Source organism: Sharpea azabuensis DSM 18934 (assembly GCF_000702165.1).
In the GTDB taxonomy this organism is placed as follows: domain Bacteria; phylum Bacillota_I; class Bacilli_A; order Erysipelotrichales; family Coprobacillaceae; genus Sharpea; species Sharpea azabuensis.
Window position 1 is genome coordinate 1 of sequence record NZ_JNKU01000044.1, and the last position, 22,870, is coordinate 22,870.

Genomic DNA, 22,870 nt, shown 5'->3' on the forward strand with positions numbered 1-22,870 from the left:
GGGCAAGAAACAAAATCATGTTTTCACAGAATCTGCATAACGAATATGATTCAGGTTTTAGCGACCTGTATATTGTTGACAGGATACTGAACAGCAGAAAACAAAAAGCGAAATAAAGCAATGATCTAAAAATACGGGGACGGACAAAAACTGTGGAATCATATGCATCAGGTGCATACTGACCCCACAGTTTTTTAAAGCGAATTTAAAATTTGTCAGCTAAGACCCCACGATTTCTTAAAGCGAAATTCGTCAAACCCCACGATTATTTAAAGCGCCAGAAACAAATAAGAAACTTAAGGACGCTTAGCCGTCCTTTTAATATACGAAAAAAGGAACCGAAGTTCCTTTTTATTGTTGTGCTGGTGTTTGAGTCGTTGTATTCTGATTACCTTGATTTTGTTGCTGATTATTTGTTGTCTGGTTATTGTTATTCTGATTTGCATTATTTTGTTGTTGATTTGAAGAATTTTCAGGAGTCTCGGTAGTCTGCTGCGTTTCTTCAGGTTTCTTTTCTTCCTGGATAGTGATTTCTCTTGAAAGCTTGTTTGAAGTCATGCTACCGTCTTTTTCCTTATAATAACCTGTAATCTTGTAGACACCTGCTTCACTAGGCTGATAGCTTAATTTACCGCTATTGGATTCAAGTGTCTCTGTTGCGACTGTTTGACCATTATGTTCAATTGTAACTACATAATTGACTTTATATTGTCCGCTATATGCAGCAAACTGGACTTCAATCTCTTTAGAAGAACTAATTGAAGCACTAAATGAAGTAAGATCTTCTAATGAATATGTTTTTGTATCTGTTTCATTTGGTGTATGGCCTTTAACGAACCAGGCACTTCTGACCATTGATGAAGGTGTTGATGATGAAGGAGACTTATATGGATAAGAACCAATAACCATCTTCTCTTCGACAACGGTATTAGGTGTCTTGTATTCGTTTTTAACGCCTCGACGATGAAGTAAACGTGCAATGTCTTCAGAAATCTTCTTGGCATCATTTGTGTTACTTAAAGAAATGCCCTTTTCAGTACCACCATTCCATGTTGCCCAGGCATAATCAGGATTGTAAGCACAGAACCATTTATCCTTAGCATCATTTGTTGTACCTGTTTTTGCGCCAATATTGTCATCAAGAGCACCAACAGTTGTATATGAAGAATAGTCACCGCTCTTAACATAATCTGTCATGACTTTACGAATCAAGAAGGCAGTTGCTTCAGTCATTACTTGCTTAGCATTTGCCTGTGCATCTTTATCAATATTAACAGTTTCACCAGTTGTATTTATCACAATCTTGTCTACAGCATGTGGTTCAATATAGGTACCACCATTGGAGATTGTGGCATAGGCAGCAGCCTGCTGTAATGGAGTGACACCATCATCCCATCCACCAATAGCCCAGGAAGTATTCAGGCCATTCTTATTAATCTTGTCATTAATTGTATAGCCAAGATTTTTTAGCCATGTCTGGAGACGATCTTTACCAATTCCTTTTTCGACAGCTGCAAATGTATGAATAGCTGCTAGGTTCCATGAGTTACCAAGGGCTTCTTCAAGTGAGACATCACCATGTACCTGTTTATCCCAGTTCTTAGGTGACCAGCCACCCTGTGTGAACTCAGAGTCATCAGCTGTATGGCCAGTAGACCAATAGAGATATTCAAAAGCAGGGGCGTAGTCAAGAATAGGTTTGATTGAAGAACCTGGCTGATGGTATGAGCGATATGCATAATCCATTAAGCCATTTTTGTAGTCCCTTGCGGAAAGCAGGCCGACGATACGTCCATCTTTTGCTGAAACAACAGCAGAACCAACCTGTGTGCCATTAGTGCGAATATAGTTATAGTCTTTTGATTCAGAAATCTCATCTAGACGTTCCTGGATATCTTTATCCATATAAGTATAGATGGTCATATTTGTTTTAGTAGGATCATAATTTGTCTTTTCTTTGACTTCACGTACAACACGGTCAACATAAGAAGCATAATCTTGATTTTGAGCAATTGGATTGCTTTTAAGAGTATTTGCGATTGGAACTCTCTTTGTTGCTTCACATTGTTCTTTTGTGATATAGCCATGCTGGTACATGAGATTAAGAATTGTATTACGACGATTTGTAGCTTTAGTAAGATCAGTAAATGGGTCATACCAGTATGGTGAGTTAATTGCTCCAGCAAGAAGGGCAGCCTCTGGTAAAGTAAGATCTTGAGGGTTCTTATCGAAATAATAATGTGATGCAGAATAAATACCAATTGTCTGCTGGGAACGTCCAAAATAAATCTTATTTAAATAGAGTTCCATGACTTTCTTTTTGCTTGTCTGCTTTGTTGCTTCGATCGAAAGAATGACTTCACCAATCTTACGTTGAATCGTACGTTCTTCATCAGGATAGTAAGTCTTCTTGATGAGCTGCTGGGTAATTGTTGAACCACCAGCAATCGTACCGCGGTGGGTGATATTCGTTAAGAAGGCTTTGATGATACGTGGAATATCAAACCCGTCATGAATAAAGTATCGTGAGTCTTCAGCAGAAACAACAGCATCGATTAAGACTTCAGGAAGATCATCATATTTTACATATTCTCCTGTTGCTGTACCAAATTTGTAAATGACTTTGCCATTGGCATCAAGAATTCTTGAAGTGCTTGTTGCTGTTAAGTTCTTGATGTCAAAGTCTTTGATCTGCTGAAAGACCGAGAAGCCCATATAACATCCTCCGCCAATCAGCGCTACGCAAACGAGCGAAATCACAATCTTGATGATTTTCTGGCGGGAGAATTTATTGGATTTATTTTTTAGGATTTTCATTTTTTTCCTCCTTAAGATAATAGCGGTCAATGACACTTAGATAATCAAGTCGGGGAGCATAGCCTTGGTGAACAAGATGTCCTTTTTCCTTAATATAATCATAGTCAATATGCCGCACACCATCACTACGATACTTTTCTATCATATAAGAAGCATCAAGTAAATAGACTTCATTAAGTGTTGTAAAAGCAATTATTATAAAAGCAATACCACCATGACGCTTAATGGCATCGAGGTGATTGATTTGATGGTCCCAGATATTGGCAAAAGGAAAGCGTAATGTCTTTGTTTCTTTTGCTTCAAAGTCAATATAATACCCTTTATAGAGACCATTGTAATCCGTTGTTGACGGCTTACGGAAATAGGCTTCTGTAATTTTTGCAGCTGACCTTTTGGGATAGTCTACTTTCACAATCTGTACTGGCGTTGGCTTCTTGTAGATCACAGCGATATCTCTTTCTAAGTAATATTTATTACTCATTGTGATATCTTCTTCAAGATTCATCCCTCGCATCCCCGTATAACGCTTTTGTTCATGAGGTGTAAAGCTTGTGAGATCTTTCTTTTTATTTGGATAATGTACCATAGTTTCCTTCCATTTCCTCATCATTATATCATAAAATAATGTAAACACCACAAAAAGGTCATAGAACAATATGTGATAAGATTAGGTTAAGATAAGTATATTAATTCTTGCATTTTTGAGGATTTTTTGTAAAATGAAATTTGGGAGTGATAAGTATGGAGAACAAGATTGTTTTAAGTCCAAAGAAGATTTTGAATAAACAATTTCAGGTAGATTTCAAAGGTTATCATGCTGAAGAAGTCGATCATTTCTTGGATCAGGTCAGCGCTGATTATACAAATTTTGCAGCCATGCTGAATGAATCCTATGAACAAATTGAAAGATTGCAGCGTGAAAATCAGTCTTTAAAGAAACGCATTAATGAACTTGAAAGAAGCCATGAGCGTGTTGCTCAAAGTGATCTTTCTAGCAATGTTGATTTATTGCGTCGTCTTTCCCAACTTGAAAAGACTGTTTACAACAAAAGCGAAGATTAAAGAAGATGTCTGCGAGAACTGATCGCTAGAAGTAGAGGAAAGTCCGTGCTATCACTAGCTGCGATGCTAGTAGTGAGTGTGCTAGAGCTAAGAACTCTAGGGTAAAAACGACAGCTGAAGCCTAAGTCGCAAGATATGGTGTAAGTACTAAAGTGCCACAGAAACGATGCTTGAGAGAAATCTCATGGTGAAAAGGGGTAAACTCCGCACGATAGAAACCCAAATTTGGTAGGGGAGTCAGGCTAAGGGAATTGAACTAAGGCCTGGTAGGTAACTAAGATAAATGATTGGTTGAAAAACAGAACACGGCTTACAAGAGCAGACTCTTGCACGATTGGAAACAATCGTGTTTTTTTATACCATTTAAAGTTGATTAAGATAAATTGTGTGATATACATGGCATTCAATCATGTTTTATTTTCTATTGTTGAAAAAAGGGAATAACTGTGATTTAATTATAATGATTTTGAACGCTAGGAGGCAATTATGAATAATCTTGGTGAAGAAATAAGAAAAAAGAGATTAGAAAAAGGTTTAAGTATAGATGATTTATCAAAACGTACAATGCTTTCACCAGCTGTACTTAAGGATATTGAAAATGGCGCATTTGATCGCTATGAAGGTGATGAGACTTATGTCAGAATGTACCTTAAGAAAATCAGTGATGCATTGGATCTAGATCGTGATGAAGTTACAAAGAGCTATTTAGCTTTAACTGAGGAAATTAAGCAGGAAGAGCTTGCCCAGGCAGCTAAAGAAGCGCAAGAAGAAGGCGAAGAGCATGTTGCGAAGAAGCAAATGAAGCTTGAAAAGCCTAATTTCACAAAGAAAGCTTCTGTCTATGAAGATAAGAGTCATATTAAGGTTATTAGAGTTGTTATTGCATTATTAATTGTGGCACTTATTGCCGTACTGATTTTCGTCGCTGTATTTAGCACGCATAAATCAACAGAAACAAAGAGCTATACAAAGAGTTCAGACAATGTTACTGGTGATGTAAAGACAAAGAAAGATAAAGAAAAAGAAGCTGCAAAAAAGAAAGAAGAAACAAAGGCTAAGCAGGAAACACCTAAAGTAGCTACAGTAACTTTCTCAAAGAATGCAAATTATAATTATAACTTTGCTCTTGCTGACGCTAATGCAGAAACATTTACTTTCAAAGTTGAATTCACAACACGTGCATGGGCACAATTACAAGTCAATGGTAAGGTTTATACTGATTTTGAAGCTAGAGTTTACCAGGCAGGCGAAAGTGCAACTGTAACATTAAAGAGTGCCGATGTCCAGACTATGCGTTTCTCTAATGGCGCAAGCAAAGGTGCGAAATACTATATCAACGATGTTCAGGTACCTTTCTCAGATGAAGAAACATACAATGCTAATCTTACAAGAGTAAGATTCACAAAAGTGGCTTCTATTGATGCATCTCAGGCAATCACAAACAACAACACGACAACACAAAACAATGCCTCATCAAATACAACAACATCTAACAATGGAAGCAATAATTAAAGAACTAGGAAACAATTTAATTGAACATCATTACTCTCTGTCTAGTACAGAGAGTTTTACAGTTGGACACTTTGCGAGCAGCATTGGCTTAGTGCCAGGCATTTCCGCTATTTATCGTGGAAGCCTTGTCAGCTATCAGACACGAATCAAACATGATGTTCTTCATGTCAGTCAGGATATTATTGACCAGTATGGTGTTGTCAGTCATGAGGTTGCTTATGCAATGTGTAAGAATGGTCAAGAACTCTTTGATAGTGACATCTGTATTTCTTTTACAGGTAATGCTGGACCTAGTGCAATGGAAGGTAAGAAGGTTGGCTTAGTTTATATTGGTGTGGCGTTTTTGGATGATATTGAAACTTATGAATTACAGTTAGATGGAACACGTGAGGAGATTGTGCATCAAGCTGTTCGTATCGGTGCTATGAAAATTCTTGAAAAAATACGTGAGAAATAATAGCTGTTTATGACTATACATATATAGGAGGTGTTTTTATGGCACGAAAAGAAAAAGTGACAAATACAGATAGTGCGAATGAAGCAAAGTTGGATGATGCCTTAAAACAAATCGAGAAGAAGTTTGGTAAAGGTTCCATTATGCGTTTGGGAGATCGTCCGGCAGTGAATGTCGATGTCATTCCATCAGGGTCATTGCAGCTTGATGGCGCATTAGGAATTGGTGGATATCCAAAGGGAAGAATTATTGAAATCTATGGTCCTGAATCTTCAGGTAAAACAACATTAACGTTGCATGCGATTGCAGAATGTCAGAAACAGGGTGGCAAAGCTGCTTTTATTGATGCTGAACATGCGATTGATCCAGTCTATGCCAAGAACTTAGGTGTTGATACGGATAATTTAATTCTCTCTCAGCCAGATAGTGGTGAACAGGCCTTGGAAATTGCTGAAATGCTTGTCAGAAGTGGAGTTATTGACTTAGTTGTTATTGACTCGGTTGCAGCCCTTGTCCCACAGGTTGAATTAGATGGCGAAATGAGTGACCAGAATATGGGCTTACAGGCACGTTTGATGTCCAAGGCTTTAAGAAAGCTTTCTGGGGTTATGAATAAGACGAACTGTACAGTTATCTTCATCAACCAGCTACGTGAAAAGATTGGGATTGTCTTTGGCAATCCAGAAACAACAACTGGTGGTAGAGCATTACGATTCTATTCATCAGTACGTATTGAAATCAGACGTAGTGAACAGATCAAACAAAATGGGGAAGTTGTTGGTAATAAGACTAATATCAAGGTTGTTAAAAACAAGGTGGCACCGCCATTTAAGACATGCCAGGTCGATATTATTTATGGTAAAGGCATTGCCCATGACGGTGAAGTGCTAGACTTAGCGACAAACTATGACATCATTGAAAAGTCTGGGGCATGGTATGCCTACCAGGGAGAAAAGATTGGCCAGGGGCGTGAAAATGCGAAAGCGTTTCTTGATAATAATCCTGAAATCATGCAGGCTATTGAAGCAGAAGTTAAGGCAAGACTTTTCCCAGAACAAACTGAAAATGATTCTGAAGAAGGCTAAGCCTTCTTTTTTTCATGATTGTCTTAAGATGAATACATTACTTCATTGAAATTTCGCATATCGTACTGTATAATTGAACTGTGTGAAAACACAATCGATTGAATACATAGGAGGTATGAAAGATGTTAGAAAGCCTAGCCTATGTTCTTCTTGGAATTGTATTAGGATTAATTCTGAATTATGTACTGAACAAAATGCATATTACAAAAGTTAGTACAGAAGCACAAAAAATCATTGAAGACGCGAATGCGAAAGCAGACAATATTGTCAAAGAAGCGACTCTAGACGCGAAAACACAAGCTTATGAATATAAGCTTGAAGCAGAAAAGGAAGCCAAAGCTTCCAAGCTAGAACTCGATAAATTTGAGAATAAGCTCTTAGAGAGAGAACATAATATTGATCGTAGAGATATTGCTCTGCAGGGTAGAGAAGATTCTTTAGATCAGCGTGCTAAACAATTAGATAAGAAACAAGCAGAACTAGGGAAATTAGAAAGTCAGCTCAAGAATCAAATTGATGAAAAAGTCAAAGAACTTGAGAAGATTGCTGCCATGAGTGCTCAGGAAGCTCATGATGAATTATTCAAGCAGGTTGAACGCCAGATGGAAAACGAGGTTACTGCTTATATCAAGGAACAAGAAGACGAAGCTAATCAGAAAGCTTCTCTCTATGCGAAAGATATTATTGCGACAGCAATCAATCGTTATGCCCAGGAAGAAACCGTTGAAAGAACAGTTAATGTTGTTGCCCTTCCTAGTGAGGAAATGAAAGGTCGTATTATTGGCCGTGAAGGTCGTAATATCAGAGCTTTCGAAAATGCGACAGGCACTGAACTTATTATTGATGATACACCTGAAGTCATCACAATTTCATGCTTTGATCCAGTAAGAAGAGAGATTGCCAAACAGTCTCTTGAAAAACTGATTAAAGATGGTCGTATTCAGCCAGGACGCATTGAAGAAGTGGTTGAAAAGACAAAGAAAGAAGTCGAAGAGATCATGATGAAAGCGGGCGAGGATGCTGTCTTTAGCTGTGGTCTTTCGAAGTTCAAGAAAGATGAATTATTGACAATTGGTAAGATGAAATTTAGAACATCCTACGGTCAGAATGCTCTCCAGCATTCCGTAGAAGTTGCTCATCTTGCTGGTATTATGGCTGCTGAGCTTGGCTTAAATCAACAGCTTGCAAAGCGTGCCGGATTGCTTCATGATATTGGTAAAGCACTTGATCATGAGATGGAAGGTAGCCATGTTGAATTAGGTGCGAAATTTGCGAAGAAGTATGGCGAAAATGCTGTTGTCATTAATGCGATTGAATCCCATCATGGTGATGTTCCCGCAAATTCTATTATTTCCATCTTGGTAGCTGCGGCTGATACACTTTCAGCAGCAAGACCAGGAAGTCGTAGTGAATCTGTTGAAAATTATATTCAGCGTCTTGAAAAGCTTGAAGCTATTGCGAAGGACTTTGATGGCGTTGATAAAGTCTTTGCAATTCAGGCAGGACGTGAAATTCGTGTGGTTGTGAACCCAGAAAAGATTGATGATCTCAAAGCTCATAAGCTTGCAAGAGATGTCAAAGAAAAGATTGAAAACGAATTGACTTATCCAGGACATATTAAAGTCACTGTTATTAGAGAAATTCGTGCGAATGAAATTGCCAAATAATCACTCCCTCAGGAGTGATTTTTTTTAAAGGAGAAAACTATGAAAATATTATTTATTGGTGATATATTTGGTGAGATTGGTAGAAAGATGGTGGCAACATACTTACCTTTAGTAAAAGAGAAATACCAGGTTGATGTTGTCTTTGCAAATGGTGAGAATGCGACACATGGCAAAGGGCTCATTAAGAAGCATTATGAAGAATTGCTGAATGATGGCATTGCCCTGCTTACGATGGGCAATCATACATATTCCAAAAGAGAAATCTTTGACTATATTGATGAAGCCAGTCATTTAATCGTTCCCCTTAACCGTCCTAAAGCTCTGCCAGGAGTGGGAAGTCGTGTTATCGTTTGTGGCGATAAGCGTATTCGTGTCACGAATCTATTGGGGCTCACTTTTATGGATCCAAAGAGTGCAAATCCCTTTGAAGTTATTGAACCGCTCTTAGAAGAAGATACAAGTGATATTCATATTATTGATTTCCATGGAGAAACAACAAGTGATAAAGCTGCTTTTGGCTATTTTGTTGATGGAAGAGTGACAGCAGTCGTTGGTACCCATACGCATGTTCCAACAGCTGATGAACATATTCTTCCAAAAGGTACAGCTTTTCAGAGCGATATTGGTATGACAGGACCTTATGTCAGTGTTATTGGCTGTCAGGCTGAAACGATTATCGAACGTAATCTTAAAGGCATCATGACCCCTTTTGCCCTTGCAAAAGGAGAAGGGCAGTTCTTGGCAACACTGCTGACAATTGATGAAAGCACCAATCAATGTACGCATATTGAACGTATTCAAATTGATCCTCAGCATCCTTTTAAGTAATGAAAGTAAAAATTTGATAATAAATGGAAGAGGTTACACAAAAAGAAAATGGAATGTGTTATAATGAGCAAGGAAGATAAAAGGAGGAAAATTTATGGCAAAGCATACCATTTTAATGCAGACAGCACAGGTACAAAAACTTATTGATTTCTTTGATGGTTATACTGATGACAAGATTGCTTCATGTCATTTTGAAGGTAAGAAAGGTATTAAAGCAACATTTTCTGTTGAATCAGAATTAGATGCTGAAGCAACAGCTTCTCATTTAAAGAACCTCTTTAAAGCTACTCCAGCTGGTAAGGTTCTCTATTTCTCAATTCAGCCAGATACATTCTTTAAAAAATAGGGCAAAAAGCCTTATTTTTTTCATTTTATTTGATATAATGCTTCCCTGAAAGGGTGTTTATATAAATGAAAGATTATAGTAAATATTTTAACGGTCCAAGCCTTAAAGAGGCAAGAAGCCGTGGTAAAGAAGATATCAAGCACATTGAGAATGCGTTTGAGATTCCCCCTGATATGGTCAATATCGGGCAGGGACAGTTTTATCATATTAAGACATATGGCTGTCAGGCTAATGAAAGAGATTCTGAAACATTAGCTGGTATTTTAGAAATGATGGGCTATCAGCCTACTGATGATATTCACAAGGCTAATGTTGTCTTGCTTAATACATGTGCAGTAAGAGAGAATGCAGAAGAAAAGGTTTTTGGTAAGATTGGCTATCTTAAGACAGTCAAGAAAACAAATCCTAATATCATCTTTGGTATTTGCGGCTGCATGACGCAAGAAGAGGTTGTTGTTAACAAGATTCTTGCAAAGTATCCACAGGTCGATATGATTTTTGGTACGCATAACTTACATCGTTTACCACAATTATTAAAGAGTGCGATGTTAGAGAAGGAAATGGTACTAGAAGTCTGGAGCAAGGAAGGCGATGTGATTGAAAATCTTCCAAGTCATCGTGCCAGCAAGACAAAGGCCTGGGTCAATATCATGTATGGCTGTAATAAATTCTGTACATATTGTATTGTCCCTTATACAAGAGGAAAGGAACGTTCCCGTTTAAAGGAAGAAATTCTTGATGAAGTTCGTCAGTTAGTAGCTGATGGCTATCAGGAAATCACTTTACTAGGACAGAATGTCAATAGTTATGGCTTGGATCTTGATGAAGATTATTCTTTTGCGAACCTTTTAGAAGATGTTGCCAAGACAGGGATTCCTAGAATTCGTTTTACAACATCCCATCCTTGGGACTTTACGGAAGCAATGGCTGATGTGATTGCCAAGTATGACAATATCATGCCTTATATTCATCTTCCTGTACAATCCGGTAATAGTGAAGTATTAAAGACAATGGGAAGAAAATATACCCGTGAGCAGTATCTTGCTTTATTTGATATGTTGAAGAGAAAGATACCTGGTGTGGCTATTACAACGGATATCATTGTTGGTTTCCCAAATGAAACAGAAGAACAGTTCGAAGATACACTCTCACTCTATGAGCATTGTCAATATGATCTTGCTTATACTTTTGTCTATTCACCTCGTGCAGGTACACCAGCTGCTGCCATGGAAGACAACATCCCACTCGAAGAAAAACAACAACGTCTTTATCGCTTAAATGAAGTTGTCAATAAATACGCTAATCAGGCTAATGCCAAGTATTTAGGACATATTGCTACAGTGTTAGTTGATGGTCCATCAAAGCGTAATCCAGATATCCTTTCTGGTTATACAGAACATAACAAGCTCATTAATTTCAAAGGCAACAAAGAAGATATTGGCAAGATGGTCAAAGTTAAGATTACTAATACAAAGACATGGACACTTGAAGGTGAACAAATTGCCTAAACCAAAAGAAATAGCTCAAGAGCTAAATCAGGAATTATTAAATGAAGATGTTGTCAAAGCTTTTCAGCATTATGAGGCATTGATCAAGAAGCATCAAGAACTTGCAGAAAGTGAAGCTCATATCAAATTACTTCAACAGGAACTGTTGCAAGCTAAGGTACATAATGATGAGAACTATGAAAGCATTCATAAGAAGTATCAGGAGGCTTATGAAGCTTTCACTAATCATCCTCTTGTGGTGAACTATTTAAATCTAAAAGAAGAAGTCAACGACTTATTATTGGAAGTAGAAGCAATAATTAATAATGGATTAGCTATAGATATTGATTTATAGTGATAAATTGTTTATTATGGTCAAAATAGGATAGGAGAGAGAAGAAAATGGCATATTTTTATGATGAACCATCACATACTTTTAGTGAATATCTTTTAGTTCCAGGTTATACTGGACCTGATTGCATTCCCGATAATGTTTCATTAAAGACCCCTTTAGTGAAATATAGAAGAGGTGAAGAACCTGCAATTTCCTTAAATATTCCAATGGTATCAGCAATCATGCAGGCAGTTTCAGATGACAAGATGGCAGTTGCTCTAGCAAAAGAGGGCGGCATCTCATTCATCTATGGCTCACAGAGCATCGAATCTCAGGCAGCAATGGTCAAGAGAGTTAAGAACTATAAGGCTGGCTTTGTAACTTCTGATTCAAACTTATCTGCTGAATCAACATTGGCAGATGTATTGGCCCTTAAGCAAGCAACTGGACATAGCACAATGGCAGTCACTGAAGGCGGTCAGCCAAATGGCAAACTGCTTGGTATTGTCACAGGTCGTGACTATCGTGTCAGCAGAATGCGTCCTGAAACAAAAGTTGTTGATTTCATGACACCATATGAAAAGCTGATCACTGCACCTAAGAGTGTTACTCTTAAAGAGGCAAATGATATTATCTGGGATCACAAATTGAATGCATTACCAATTGTTGATGAAAACCAGAATTTACTCTATTTCGTATTCAGAAAAGACTATGAATCAAGAAAATCTAATCCAAATGAATTACTTGATGACAAGAAGAGATATATGGTTGGTGCTGGTATCAACACAAGAGATTATGCAGAACGTATTCCTGCCTTAGTTGATGCTGGTGTTGATGTGCTTTGTATTGACTCATCAGAAGGTTATACAGAATGGCAACGTCAGACAATCAAATGGGTAAGAGACAATTATGGCGATAGTGTTAAGATTGGTGCAGGTAATGTCGTTGATGGTGAAGGCTTCAGATTCTTAGCAGAAGCTGGTGCTGACTTCGTCAAGATTGGTATTGGCGGTGGCTCTATCTGTATTACTCGTGAAACAAAGGGTATTGGTCGTGGCCAGGCAACTGCAACTATTGATGTTGCACGTGAAAGAGATAAGTATTTTGAAGAAACTGGTATTTATGTTCCAATCTGTAGTGATGGTGGCATTGTTTATGACTATCATATGACTCTTGCCTTAGCTATGGGTAGTGACTTCATGATGCTTGGTCGTTATTTCTCTAGATTTGATGAATCACCTACAAGAAAGATCATGATCAATGGCACATATATGAAGGAATACTGGGGTGAAGGCTCTGCTCGTGCGAGAAACTGGCAGCGTTATGACTTAGGTGGCGACAAGAAGCTTTCATTTGTCGAAGGTGTTGACTCTTATGTACCATATGCGGGTTCATTAAAGGACAATGTTGCTTTATCTCTTTCTAAAATGAAGCATACAATGTGTAACTGTGGAGCTCTTACTATTCCTGAACTCCAGAAGAAGGCTAAGATTACGCTTGTTTCAGCAACTTCCATTGTTGAAGGTGGCGCACATGATGTCTTATTAAAGGAATCTACTCCTAATCAGAATCAATAATACTTAAGGACACACGAAGTGTCCTTTTTTTCTTGTTGGAAATTGTGCTATAATATCAAAACGGAGTGTGAAAATTATGGCAAAAAAAGAAAAGTATTCACCAATGATGGAGAAATATCTTGAATTAAAGAAGGATTATCAGGATGCATTTGTCTTTTATCGTTTAGGTGATTTTTATGAAATGTTTTTTGATGATGCAATTAAAGGCAGCAAGCTTCTTAATCTTGCTTTAACAGGCAAAAATGCCGGTGTGAAGGAACGTGTACCAATGTGTGGCATTCCTCATCATGCCGTTGAAGGATATGTTGAGACACTTGTCAAACAGGGCTATAAAGTTGCCATTGTTGAACAGTTAGAAGATCCTAAAAAAGCCAAAGGGATAGTCAAGCGTGGGGTAGTACAGGTTGTAACCCCAGGAACCTTAATGGATTTTCATGCGAATGAGATTTCTAATCACTTTATTGGTGCACTTGGAATTTTTGAATTCAATTACACATTAGCCTATGCCGATCTTTCTACTGGTGAATTCTTTGTCTTAAATATGCCTAAAAATGAACATGGACTCAAGACACGCATTGAAGCCCTTGGCTTTAAGGAAATTGTAATGGAAGAAGCATATGATATTGAACATGTGATGGTTTCGGAATTTAAAGACTATAAAGTCAAAGATCATTATGCAAAACTCTTTGAGCATATTTCTGATTTAAAACAAATACGTGTTGCTTCATTATTACTGAATTATTTGATTGAAACACAAAAACGTGATCTTGATCATATGCAGGAAGTTGTTGAAGTCAAGGATGATGAATATGTCACAATGGATGGCTATACCAAGAAGGCCTTAGAACTTGTCCAAGGGGCAGCTGGTGAGAAATATGGCTCATTATTGTGGTTATTGGATCACACAAACTCAGCCATGGGCGGGCGTTTATTGAAACAGTGGATTGAACAGCCATTGTTGAATAAAGAACGTATTGAAGAACGTCTTGATAATGTGGAAGTCTTTGTGGAGAATTTCATTGATCGTGAAACAATCAAAGATATGATCAAAGATATTTATGATCTTGAAAAGCTAGCAACAAGAATAGCTTTTGGCAATGTCAATCCAAGAGACCTTAAATGGATAGCAGCTTCACTCAAAGTCATACCTAGCTTAAAAAATAATTTACTTTCTCTTAATCATCCACAACTGACAGCCTTGGCCAATCAGCTTGTCGATTTATCCAATATCACTCATACCATCGATCAAGCCATTGTCAATGATCCACCAATTCATCTGAATGAAGGTGGTATCATCAAAGATGGATATTCAAGTGAACTTGACGAACTGCGTGATATAAAAAAGAATGGGCGTAGCTGGCTGGCTAAGTTTGAAGAAAAAGAACGTGAACGCACAGGAATACGTGGTCTAAAAGTAGGCTACAATCGTGTCTTTGGTTATTATATTGAAATTACAAAGTCCTTCTTGCCACAAGTGAAAGAAGAGTTTGGTTATACCCGTAAGCAGTCTTTAACGAATGCTGAGCGTTTTGTGACTCCAGAATTAAAAGAAATGGAAGACAAAATATTATCTGCCCAGGATCGCATTGTTGCCCTTGAACATGAAATCTTTGTACAGATAAGAAACTATATTAAAGACTATGTGCATAAAATTCAGGATGTGGCTAAAGTTGTTGCTCATGTTGATGTCTATACAACCTTAGCGAGTGTTGCAAGCAAGAATAATTATGTACGTCCTCATTTCAATGATGAACATAAGCTCCATATTGTTGATGGACGTCATCCTGTTGTAGAAGAAGTCATTAAACATCAAAACTATATTGCGAATAGCTGTGAGATGGATAAAAATCATGAAATTCTCTTGATTACTGGACCTAATATGGGTGGGAAATCAACCTATATGCGTCAAGTCAGCTTAGCTGTTATCATGAGTCAGATTGGGTCATTCATTCCCGCTAAAGAAGCATCATTACCTATTTTTGATCAGATCTTTACCCGTATTGGGGCAAGTGATGATCTTATTAGCGGACAGTCAACATTCATGGTAGAAATGCTCGAAGCCAATAATGCTTTACGCTATGCAACCGAGAATTCACTTATTATCTTTGATGAAATTGGTCGTGGGACAGCAACATTTGATGGAATGGCCTTAGCCCAAGGAATTATTGAATATATTGCCAACCATACGCATGCCTTGACACTCTTTTCCACACATTATCATGAACTGACATATATGTCTGAAGATTTAGGTATTCGTAATGTACATGCGAGTGCTGATGTGAGTGGCGATACGATTCGCTTCCTATACAAAATTACTTCTGGCCCATCGGCTGAGAGCTATGGTATTAATGTAGCTAAACTTGCTCATTTGCCTGATGAAGTGATTAGTCGTGCCCAGGTGATTTTACAGTCATTAGAAGATAATAATATTGAAAAGACATTAACGACGACAAAACCAATTTATGTTGAAAAAGAAAGTGAAGTTGAAAAAGCTTTAAAACAGCTTGATCCAATGGCCTTAAGTCCTTTGGATGCATTAAGTACATTGATTGAATTAAAGAAAATGTTGTAGAAAGGAGACTAAATGAATAGAATTCATCAGTTAGATGCTGATACAGCCAATAAAATTGCGGCTGGTGAAGTAGTCGAAAGGCCAGCTAATGTTATTAAGGAGTTGGTTGAGAATAGTATTGATGCCAAGGCTAGTAAGATTGATGTTCTTGTCACTGAAGGTGGCATGGAGTCCATGACAATTATTGATGATGGGATTGGGATGAGTCATGATGATGCCTTGATGTGCTTTTCGCGCCATGCGACCAGTAAAATCCGGGATGATCATGACCTCTTCAATATCACGACTTTAGGCTTTAGGGGTGAAGCGATTCCTTCGATTGCTTCCATTGCAAAATTCTCCTTAGAGACCAATGATGGTCATGAAGGCAGCCAGGTCATTTATGAATTTGGTAAGCGCACAAAAGTAAGCTATCTTGATTGTCCACAAGGGACAAAGATAACTGTTGAAAAGATTTTTCAGAATGTCCCAGCAAGACTCAAGTATATGAAAAGTGTGAATGCGGAATTTGGAGCCATCTATACCTATCTTGAACGCCTTGCGCTTGCGCATAGTGAAATTGCCTTTAGCTTAAGCCATAATGGACGTGAAATCTTCCGTACAAATGGTTCGGGGCAGTTGTTGGAAGTGATTGCGGTGATTTATGGCATGAATGTGGCTAAGAATATGATTGCTGTTGAATTTGGTAATGAGGAATTTTCTATTTCTGGCTATGTTTCTAACAGAGAGACAACCCGTGCTTCCAAGAATCATATCATCACACTCGTGAATCATCGTTATGTTAAGAATAAGAAAAGTATTGATGCCATTAATGATGTCTATCGTCAATACTTATCTGATAAACGTTTTCCTATTGCGGTTATTAATATTGAAGTTGATCCATACTTGGTCGATGTCAATGTCCATCCAGCAAAACTTGAAGTACGTTTTTCTAAAGAACAGGAACTTCATGACATTATCACCAAAGGCATTAATGAGGTCTTAAAGCCTCAAGATACGATTCAAGTCATCCATGAAGAAAAGCCTGCTCAGCCCTTTACTTTTCAAGCTGATCATGTCCAGGAAGAAGAAGCGGGCTTTGTCTTTAAAGAACCTGAAAAAGAAGATGTTATCGAACTTAATGATGAGCCAGTCTATGACCAGATGACATTTGACTTAAGAGAAGATAGCAAGATTACAGATGATCATGCCAATTATCAGACGGAAAAGAAAACAAGTCTCAACGACCTTCCCAAAAATCCTATTAAAGAAAAGATTTATGCGAAAGGACAGGTAAGAGGCAGCTATATTATTGGGGAAAATGAACGTGGTATGTATCTTGTTGACCAGCATGCAGCCTTAACGCGTATTTATTATGAAAAATACAAAAATGCTTATCGTCATCTTGATAAAACGATGCAGCCTTTGACTGTACCGGTGACTTTAGAATATACGCCTTCAGAATTCATGAGGCTTGAAGAACATAAAAATGAATTAAAAGCTGTTGGTATAGAACTTGAAGCTATGGGACCACATACTTATTATGTAAGGGAATTGCCAATGTGGATGGATACAATTGATCCAACAACCTTTATTGATCGGATGATCGAACAAATCCTCTCCAATCAGCAATTAGATGTTGTTGAATTAATGGAAGAAGCTATTAAATCACTGGCTGAATCGGCCAGTGTTAAAGAAAATACCTATCTTTCACAAGCTGATATGCAAGTGATTCTTGATGACTTAATGCGTTGTGATAATCCTTATGTAGATATTAAATCTCATCCAACATTTGTATTCTATAGTGATTATGAATTAGAAAAGCTATTTAAAAAGGTGAATTAAATGGAAAAAGTATTAGTTGTGGTAGGTCCTACGGGTGTTGGCAAGACAAAACTCAGTATTGAACTTGCAAAAAAGTATGATGGTGAAGTCATTTCAGGAGATTCTATGCAGATTTATAAGACGATGGATATTGGTACGGCCAAAGTCACAAGACAGGAGATGCAAGGTGTTATCCATCATCTGATAGATGTCAAAAATCCTGATGAAAGCTATTCGGTCATGGAGTTTCAAGAAACAGTACGCCAGAAAATCCATGAGATCACCAAAAGAGGTAAGATGCCAATTCTTGTAGGAGGAACGGGGTTATATATCAAGGCTGTGCTTTATGACTATCATTTTGAAAAGAGTGAAAGTGATCATGAAGCAACAGAAAGAAAGTATGCCCATTTAGATAATCAGGCCCTTTATCAGCACTTACGCGATATTGATCCAGAAGCAACCCATAATATCCATCCCAATAATCGTCGACGTGTCTTAAGAGCTATTGAAATCTATGAAACAACAGGACAAAAGAAAAGTTCAATCGAAGCAGCCCAGAATCATCAAATGATATATGATGCTTATTTGATTGGCTTAACCTTACCTCGACCTTTACTCCATTCACGCATTGATCAGCGTGTTAATGTCATGATGGAAAATGGGCTGGAAGAAGAAGTTGATCGTTTGATGAAGAGTGGTGCGCAAGATGATTGGCAATCAATGAAAGCTATTGGTTATAAAGAATGGTTTGATTATTATCGTGGAGACAAGAGTAAAATAGAAGTCGTTGAAGCGATTAAGACACATAGTCGCCAGTATGCGAAAAGACAGTATACATGGTTTAATAATCAAATGCAGGTTAACTGGTATGATGTCAATCTTGAGAACTTTGCTGAAACTGTTAATAATGTAGAAAAGGATGTGGATGTATGGATCAAATAGTCAATGTCATTATGATTATTGTTGGGATTTACTTAATATATGTATCGAGACAATTAGTTACTAAGCATAATCTTAAAGCATTCTATTCTGAAAAGAATCTCGAAAGTATTCCTTTACGTAATCGCTATGCTTATGCAGAAAATGTTGGAAAATGGCTTGGCTTTATTGGCTGCGCCTTGATTCTTTCGGCAGCATTATTTTTCCTAGATGATTATGTACATAATCATTTTATCTTTATTGCCGGAGAAGTTGTGTTGCTTGGGGGACTTGTTTTTGGCTTTGGGAAAATCTATTTTGTCGTCAAAGAAGCACAAAAGAATCCTAAGAAAAAGAAATAGGCTGATATTCATCTGAATATCAGTTTTTCTTTGCCAAAAAAAGACACCCTTGAGGTGTCTAATGCTGATGCTTTTTGAGTGCTTCTTTGATTGTGGGAATGGAATTGCTGCGACCATGACGTAACAGTCTTTCATAGTTATTAGCAAGGGCTTGTTCATATTTAGAAGTATGGGCAGGCTGATAGAAGAGGACATCTTTAATTTCATCAGGAAGATATTGAAGATATTCCCACATTTCTGGACAATCATAGTCATATTTTTCTTCATCCTTAAGGCCAACTGGCGAGAGGCGTAAATACTTTGGCGCATTATAGTGATGTGCCTTCAAGCTTGCCATAGCTGCATCAATGGCATATTCGCTTGATTTTGACTTTGGTGAAAGACATAAATCAATAACAACCTGGGCAAGGGGAATGCGTGCTTCAGGAAAGCCGACAATCTTGGCTGCCTGAAAAGCCATCACTGTGCGCATTGCAGCATTGGGGTTGGCGAGGCCAATTTCCTCATAGGCAATAACAAGCAGACGACGTTCAAGCGATTCAAGATCGCCTACTTCTATAAGCTTAGCAAGATAGTAGAGGGCACCATTTACATCACTGCCACGAATACTTTTTTGTAGACCGCTTAAGGTATCATAATATTGATCTTCATCTTTGTCATATTGTAAGTTGGCATGGGGTATGACTTTAGCAAGATCGCTAGCTTTGATATGATTGCCATCTACTGAGATTGTAGCAAGTTCTAAGCAGTTATAGGCATAGCGGATATCTCCAGCACATATTTTTGCGATATACTGATAGGCTTCTTCATCAAACTGGTAAGCGTTGTTGAGACCATTAGGTGATAGGGCTGCTCTTTTTAATCCAGCAATAATATCATCATTAGTGAGTGGTTCAACCTTGAATATTGAACAGCGCGAACGAATAGCAGGATTAATAGAATGATAAGGATTAGCTGTTGTACAGCCGGCAATCGTTAAAAGTCCGCTTTCAACATGGGGAAGAAGATGATCTTGTTTATCTTTATTCATGCGATGAATCTCATCGATAATCACGAATAAACCATCACTAAGCTTAGCTTCAGCAATGATTTGATCCATTTCTTTTTTGTTGCCTGTTGAAGCATTAAAGAGTCGATAGGGAACATCAAGATCATGGGCGAATGCTTTGGCAATGGTTGTTTTTCCACAACCAGGAGGACCATAGAGAATCATGCTCATGGGATGTTTCTTTTTGATCATTTGTCTTAAAATGGCCCCTTCGCCAACTAAATGCGTTTGGCCAATAACGTCATCCAAGGAAACCGGACGCATATTATGTGCTAATGTTGTGTGCATTGTGTAAGCCTCCAAAAACTGATATAATGCCTTGTAAGAGAGGAAGAATTATGCGCATTGTATTACAAAGAGTTAGCCATGCATCAGTGACTATTGAAGGTCAAGTGCATGGTCAAATTAATCAAGGATATATGATATTAGTAGGATTCAAAGGTGAAGATGATGAAGCTATTATTGATCGTATGGTTGATAAGGTCATTCACCTACGTGTATTTGAAGATGATCAGGGAAAGATGAATTTGTCTTTATTAGATGTCAAAGGTGCAATTCTATCCATTTCCCAGTTCACTCTTTATGCGAATAGTCGCAAAGGAAGAAGACCAAGCTTTGTCGAAGCTGCCAAACCTGAAATATCATCACCCCTTTATGACCTTTTTAATAGCCGACTTGAAGAAGCAGGTATTCATGTTGAAAAAGGTATCTTTGGTGCTGATATGAAATGTGAATTGTTGAATGATGGTCCAGTGACAATCCTATTAGATAGTGATGAGCTTTTTCATTAATATCTGAATTTGCCGTCAAGAACCTGGCGTATGATCTTTAGAACACCTTGCTGGTCATTACTTGGACATTGGCTGTAGGCAATATGTTTGATTTCATCAACTGCATTTGCCATCGCAATGCCATATTTGACACTTTTAAGTAAAGTGAAATCATTCATGGCATCACCAAAAGCCATGCATTCTTCTGGTTCGATATGAAGTTCTTTTTGCAAGTAGCGAATACCACTGCCCTTATTTGTGCCAAGATTCTGAATGTCCACCCACTCATTGCCAGCTGTGACAACGGACATGTTATCAGGAACTAATTTTTTCAAGTGATTTTCATATTGATGAATATCACTTGTTGGATCATAAACGGCAAGCTTGAGAATATCGTCATCAATATGATCAAACTGATCATGGAGAATAACATTACGATAATGCTTGTTAACAACATCAAGATAAGCCTCATCCTTCTTTAAAACATGGGTATGCTTACGCCCGCTCATGATCACCATGAGGTTTTGATGCTTAGCAAGGACATCAAGACAGGCTTGTAGTTTATCTGGCTCGATTAAATCAAGATAAAGTGGCTTTGCCCCTTTGCCTACATAAGCACCATTATCAGCGACAAAATAGATATCTTCACTCATCGGAATGAATTGATGAAAGAGTCTGAGAAACTGGTTACCAGACGCAATTACAAATTTTATATCTTTTTCCTGCATGCGATAGAACAATGAAATAAATTCATAATCGAATTGTTTATTACTATCTAAGAATGTACCATCCATGTCAGTAGCAATCATTTTTATCATTTCTTTTCACCTCGCTAGGCATTGTAACATAGAAACGGAGGGATATGTATGCATTTTCCAATTTATATAATCTATCTTGGGCTGATGCTGTTGATGGGGTTAACTCATAAAAGTCGTTATTTTATTTATACAAAGACATTATGTTCCATAGCTTTTGTCACTATTGCCTGCTTAACAAAAGGGTTGGGCTATCTTTTTGGAATTGCCATGGCCTTTTTTGCCTTGGGGGATTTCTTGCTGGTTTTTAAAAGAGAGAAAATGAAGCATGGCATTATTGCTTTTATTGTTGGTAATCTTGTGATGATTGGGATATTTAGTTTATATCTCAAGCTTATGCCTTATCAGTTTATTTTACCAGTTGTGGCAATGATTATCTTGACTATTCTTGATGAGAAAGGAATTGTTGTTTTAGAGGAAGATCGTCCTTATGTATTTGTTTATTCCTTTATTCTAGCCTTAGCCTTTTCTTCGACTGTTGTGATGGCTGTGACTTATAATCATCCATTTTTCAATGTATTGGCTTTAGGTTATGGATTATATTTTGTCAGTGATCTATTTGAACTTGCTTATGTCTATGTGCCAGCTTCACCTAAATGGATTGGGGCGATTGTTTTAACACTTTATTACATAGGTATGTTGTTGATTGCTTTAAGTGTGATGCTTGCTTAAGCAGGCATCTCTTTCTTTTGCTCTAAGTGTTTTGTAGAATAAATATCGAGAGGTGATTTACTATCAGTAGTCAAGGGTATATTTTGATTTGTTTATCTTAGAAGCACAAAAAGAGGTTCGAGGAACCTCAAAAAAATTTATAGTGACGAAAAACAGTTTATCTCAATTTGCTCTGATCAAAATCCAGGTCATTTTTTTCAAGAGTATATATCGTTCTGATTAGTTTTTTCGCGACATGTGAAAGTGCTACACGAAAGAATTTCCCTTCGTTCATTTTCTTCAGTTTATATTCATATACTACAGGATTATGCAACGCAAAGGAATCTGCGCAGCGCATCAGTACACATCTAAGTGCAGAAGAACCATGCTTAACCATACGGCCGTTTTTATCCGATAATAATGGCAATATTATTTTCCTCAAAATGAGTAATTTAAAATTCCCCAATTTAGGTGGCTTGATATTCCTTTTTCTTTGATTCCTCAAGCTTCTCTAGAACATCCTTTGTCCGGTATGATGATCCAACGATATTCACAATATGCGAATGATGCAGAAGCCTGTCAAGAATGGCATTGGTTATCACCGGATCGCCAAATATCTCATTCCATTTTGAAAGGCTCTTGTTCGTAGTGATGACTGTGGATTTCTTTTCATACCTGAGCGTAATAAGCTGAAAGAAGAGGTTGGCGTCCTCGCTGTCCAGGTTAAGATATCCTATTTCATCGATTATAAGCAGCCTGTGT

At 37.7% G+C, this 22,870-nt stretch carries 21 protein-coding genes and 1 other RNA gene; 17 read left to right on the forward strand and 5 right to left on the reverse strand.

The genetic code is table 11. The features are described from left to right. Positions 1–351: 351 nt before the first annotated feature. Both T529_RS0109355 and recU read right to left on the reverse strand, forming a co-directional pair. Positions 352–2,817: a transglycosylase domain-containing protein gene (locus T529_RS0109355; protein ID WP_051646947.1), complete on the reverse strand. Its 2,466-nt coding sequence runs from the start codon at positions 2,815–2,817 to the stop codon at positions 352–354. Then, a complete protein-coding gene (gene recU / locus T529_RS0109360) occupies positions 2,798–3,403 on the reverse strand; it encodes a Holliday junction resolvase RecU (protein WP_033163347.1) in 606 nt (201 codons plus the stop codon). Before recU ends, T529_RS0109355 begins: the two co-directional genes overlap by 20 nt. A gap of 155 nt (positions 3,404–3,558) precedes the next feature. On the opposite strand from recU, the gene T529_RS0109365 reads away from it, so the two are divergent. The 15 genes from T529_RS0109365 to T529_RS0109430 all read left to right on the forward strand — a co-directional run bounded on the left by T529_RS0109365 (position 3,559) and on the right by T529_RS0109430 (position 18,824). After that, complete coding sequence (locus T529_RS0109365; protein WP_033163348.1) at positions 3,559–3,879, forward strand: DivIVA domain-containing protein; 321 nt, start codon at positions 3,559–3,561, stop codon at positions 3,877–3,879. Positions 3,880–3,893: 14 nt separating this feature from the next. Further along, positions 3,894–4,197: RNase P RNA component class B (gene rnpB / locus T529_RS12875), an RNA gene on the forward strand. Between the two features lie 168 nt (positions 4,198–4,365). Continuing rightward, entirely contained in the window at positions 4,366–5,391 is a 1,026-nt protein-coding gene (locus T529_RS0109370) for a helix-turn-helix domain-containing protein (protein ID WP_033163349.1), read from the forward strand. Next, on the forward strand, positions 5,375–5,848 hold the full coding sequence (locus tag T529_RS0109375) for a CinA family protein (protein ID WP_143065012.1): 474 nt from the start codon (positions 5,375–5,377) through the stop codon (positions 5,846–5,848). Before T529_RS0109370 ends, T529_RS0109375 begins: the two co-directional genes overlap by 17 nt. Positions 5,849–5,886: 38 nt before the next feature. Continuing rightward, positions 5,887–6,930, forward strand: a complete 1,044-nt coding sequence (gene recA / locus T529_RS0109380; RefSeq protein ID WP_033163350.1) for a recombinase RecA — start codon at positions 5,887–5,889, stop codon at positions 6,928–6,930. Positions 6,931–7,052: 122 nt separating this feature from the next. Continuing rightward, positions 7,053–8,597: a ribonuclease Y gene (gene rny, locus T529_RS0109385; protein ID WP_033163351.1), complete on the forward strand. Its 1,545-nt coding sequence runs from the start codon at positions 7,053–7,055 to the stop codon at positions 8,595–8,597. A 39-nt stretch (positions 8,598–8,636) separates the two neighbouring features. Continuing rightward, complete coding sequence (locus T529_RS0109390) at positions 8,637–9,425, forward strand: TIGR00282 family metallophosphoesterase (protein ID WP_033163352.1); 789 nt, start codon at positions 8,637–8,639, stop codon at positions 9,423–9,425. A gap of 94 nt (positions 9,426–9,519) precedes the next feature. After that, positions 9,520–9,771, forward strand: a complete 252-nt coding sequence (locus tag T529_RS0109395) for a hypothetical protein (RefSeq protein WP_033163353.1) — start codon at positions 9,520–9,522, stop codon at positions 9,769–9,771. A gap of 65 nt (positions 9,772–9,836) precedes the next feature. After that, on the forward strand, positions 9,837–11,279 hold the full coding sequence (gene miaB, locus T529_RS0109400; RefSeq protein WP_033163354.1) for a tRNA (N6-isopentenyl adenosine(37)-C2)-methylthiotransferase MiaB: 1,443 nt from the start codon (positions 9,837–9,839) through the stop codon (positions 11,277–11,279). Beyond that, entirely contained in the window at positions 11,272–11,613 is a 342-nt protein-coding gene (locus tag T529_RS0109405; protein WP_051646948.1) for a YlbF/YmcA family competence regulator, read from the forward strand. Before miaB ends, T529_RS0109405 begins: the two co-directional genes overlap by 8 nt. A 47-nt stretch (positions 11,614–11,660) precedes the next feature. After that, positions 11,661–13,169, forward strand: coding sequence for an IMP dehydrogenase (locus tag T529_RS0109410; RefSeq protein WP_033163356.1), 1,509 nt, complete (start codon positions 11,661–11,663; stop codon positions 13,167–13,169). A gap of 76 nt (positions 13,170–13,245) precedes the next feature. Next, positions 13,246–15,741: a DNA mismatch repair protein MutS gene (mutS, locus tag T529_RS0109415; RefSeq protein ID WP_033163357.1), complete on the forward strand. Its 2,496-nt coding sequence runs from the start codon at positions 13,246–13,248 to the stop codon at positions 15,739–15,741. 12 nt (positions 15,742–15,753) lie between these two features. Then, positions 15,754–17,565: a DNA mismatch repair endonuclease MutL gene (gene mutL / locus T529_RS0109420; RefSeq protein WP_033163358.1), complete on the forward strand. Its 1,812-nt coding sequence runs from the start codon at positions 15,754–15,756 to the stop codon at positions 17,563–17,565. Then, on the forward strand, positions 17,566–18,486 hold the full coding sequence (gene miaA, locus T529_RS0109425) for a tRNA (adenosine(37)-N6)-dimethylallyltransferase MiaA (RefSeq protein ID WP_033163359.1): 921 nt from the start codon (positions 17,566–17,568) through the stop codon (positions 18,484–18,486). It abuts the gene before it with no gap. Next, entirely contained in the window at positions 18,474–18,824 is a 351-nt protein-coding gene (locus T529_RS0109430) for a hypothetical protein (RefSeq protein ID WP_033163360.1), read from the forward strand. Before miaA ends, T529_RS0109430 begins: the two co-directional genes overlap by 13 nt. 58 nt (positions 18,825–18,882) lie before the next feature. On the opposite strand, the gene T529_RS0109435 is transcribed toward T529_RS0109430, so the two are convergent. Continuing rightward, the gene (locus T529_RS0109435) at positions 18,883–20,160 is read right to left on the reverse strand and encodes a replication-associated recombination protein A (protein WP_033163361.1); all 1,278 of its coding nucleotides are present in this window, start codon (positions 20,158–20,160) and stop codon (positions 18,883–18,885) included. Between the two features lie 50 nt (positions 20,161–20,210). On the opposite strand from T529_RS0109435, the gene dtd reads away from it, so the two are divergent. Further along, positions 20,211–20,663: a D-aminoacyl-tRNA deacylase gene (gene dtd / locus T529_RS0109440; RefSeq protein WP_033163362.1), complete on the forward strand. Its 453-nt coding sequence runs from the start codon at positions 20,211–20,213 to the stop codon at positions 20,661–20,663. On the opposite strand, the gene T529_RS0109445 is transcribed toward dtd, so the two are convergent. Continuing rightward, positions 20,660–21,460, reverse strand: a complete 801-nt coding sequence (locus T529_RS0109445) for a Cof-type HAD-IIB family hydrolase (RefSeq protein WP_033163363.1) — start codon at positions 21,458–21,460, stop codon at positions 20,660–20,662. The genes dtd and T529_RS0109445 overlap by 4 nt on opposite strands. A gap of 48 nt (positions 21,461–21,508) precedes the next feature. Here T529_RS0109445 and T529_RS0109450 point away from each other — a divergent pair, with 48 nt between their 5' ends. Next, positions 21,509–22,129: a lysoplasmalogenase family protein gene (locus T529_RS0109450; protein WP_033163364.1), complete on the forward strand. Its 621-nt coding sequence runs from the start codon at positions 21,509–21,511 to the stop codon at positions 22,127–22,129. A 446-nt stretch (positions 22,130–22,575) separates the two neighbouring features. On the opposite strand, the gene T529_RS0109460 is transcribed toward T529_RS0109450, so the two are convergent. Then, positions 22,576–22,870, reverse strand: a 295-nt coding sequence (locus tag T529_RS0109460) for an ATP-binding protein (RefSeq protein WP_033163366.1), incomplete at its 5' end; no start/stop codon positions are given.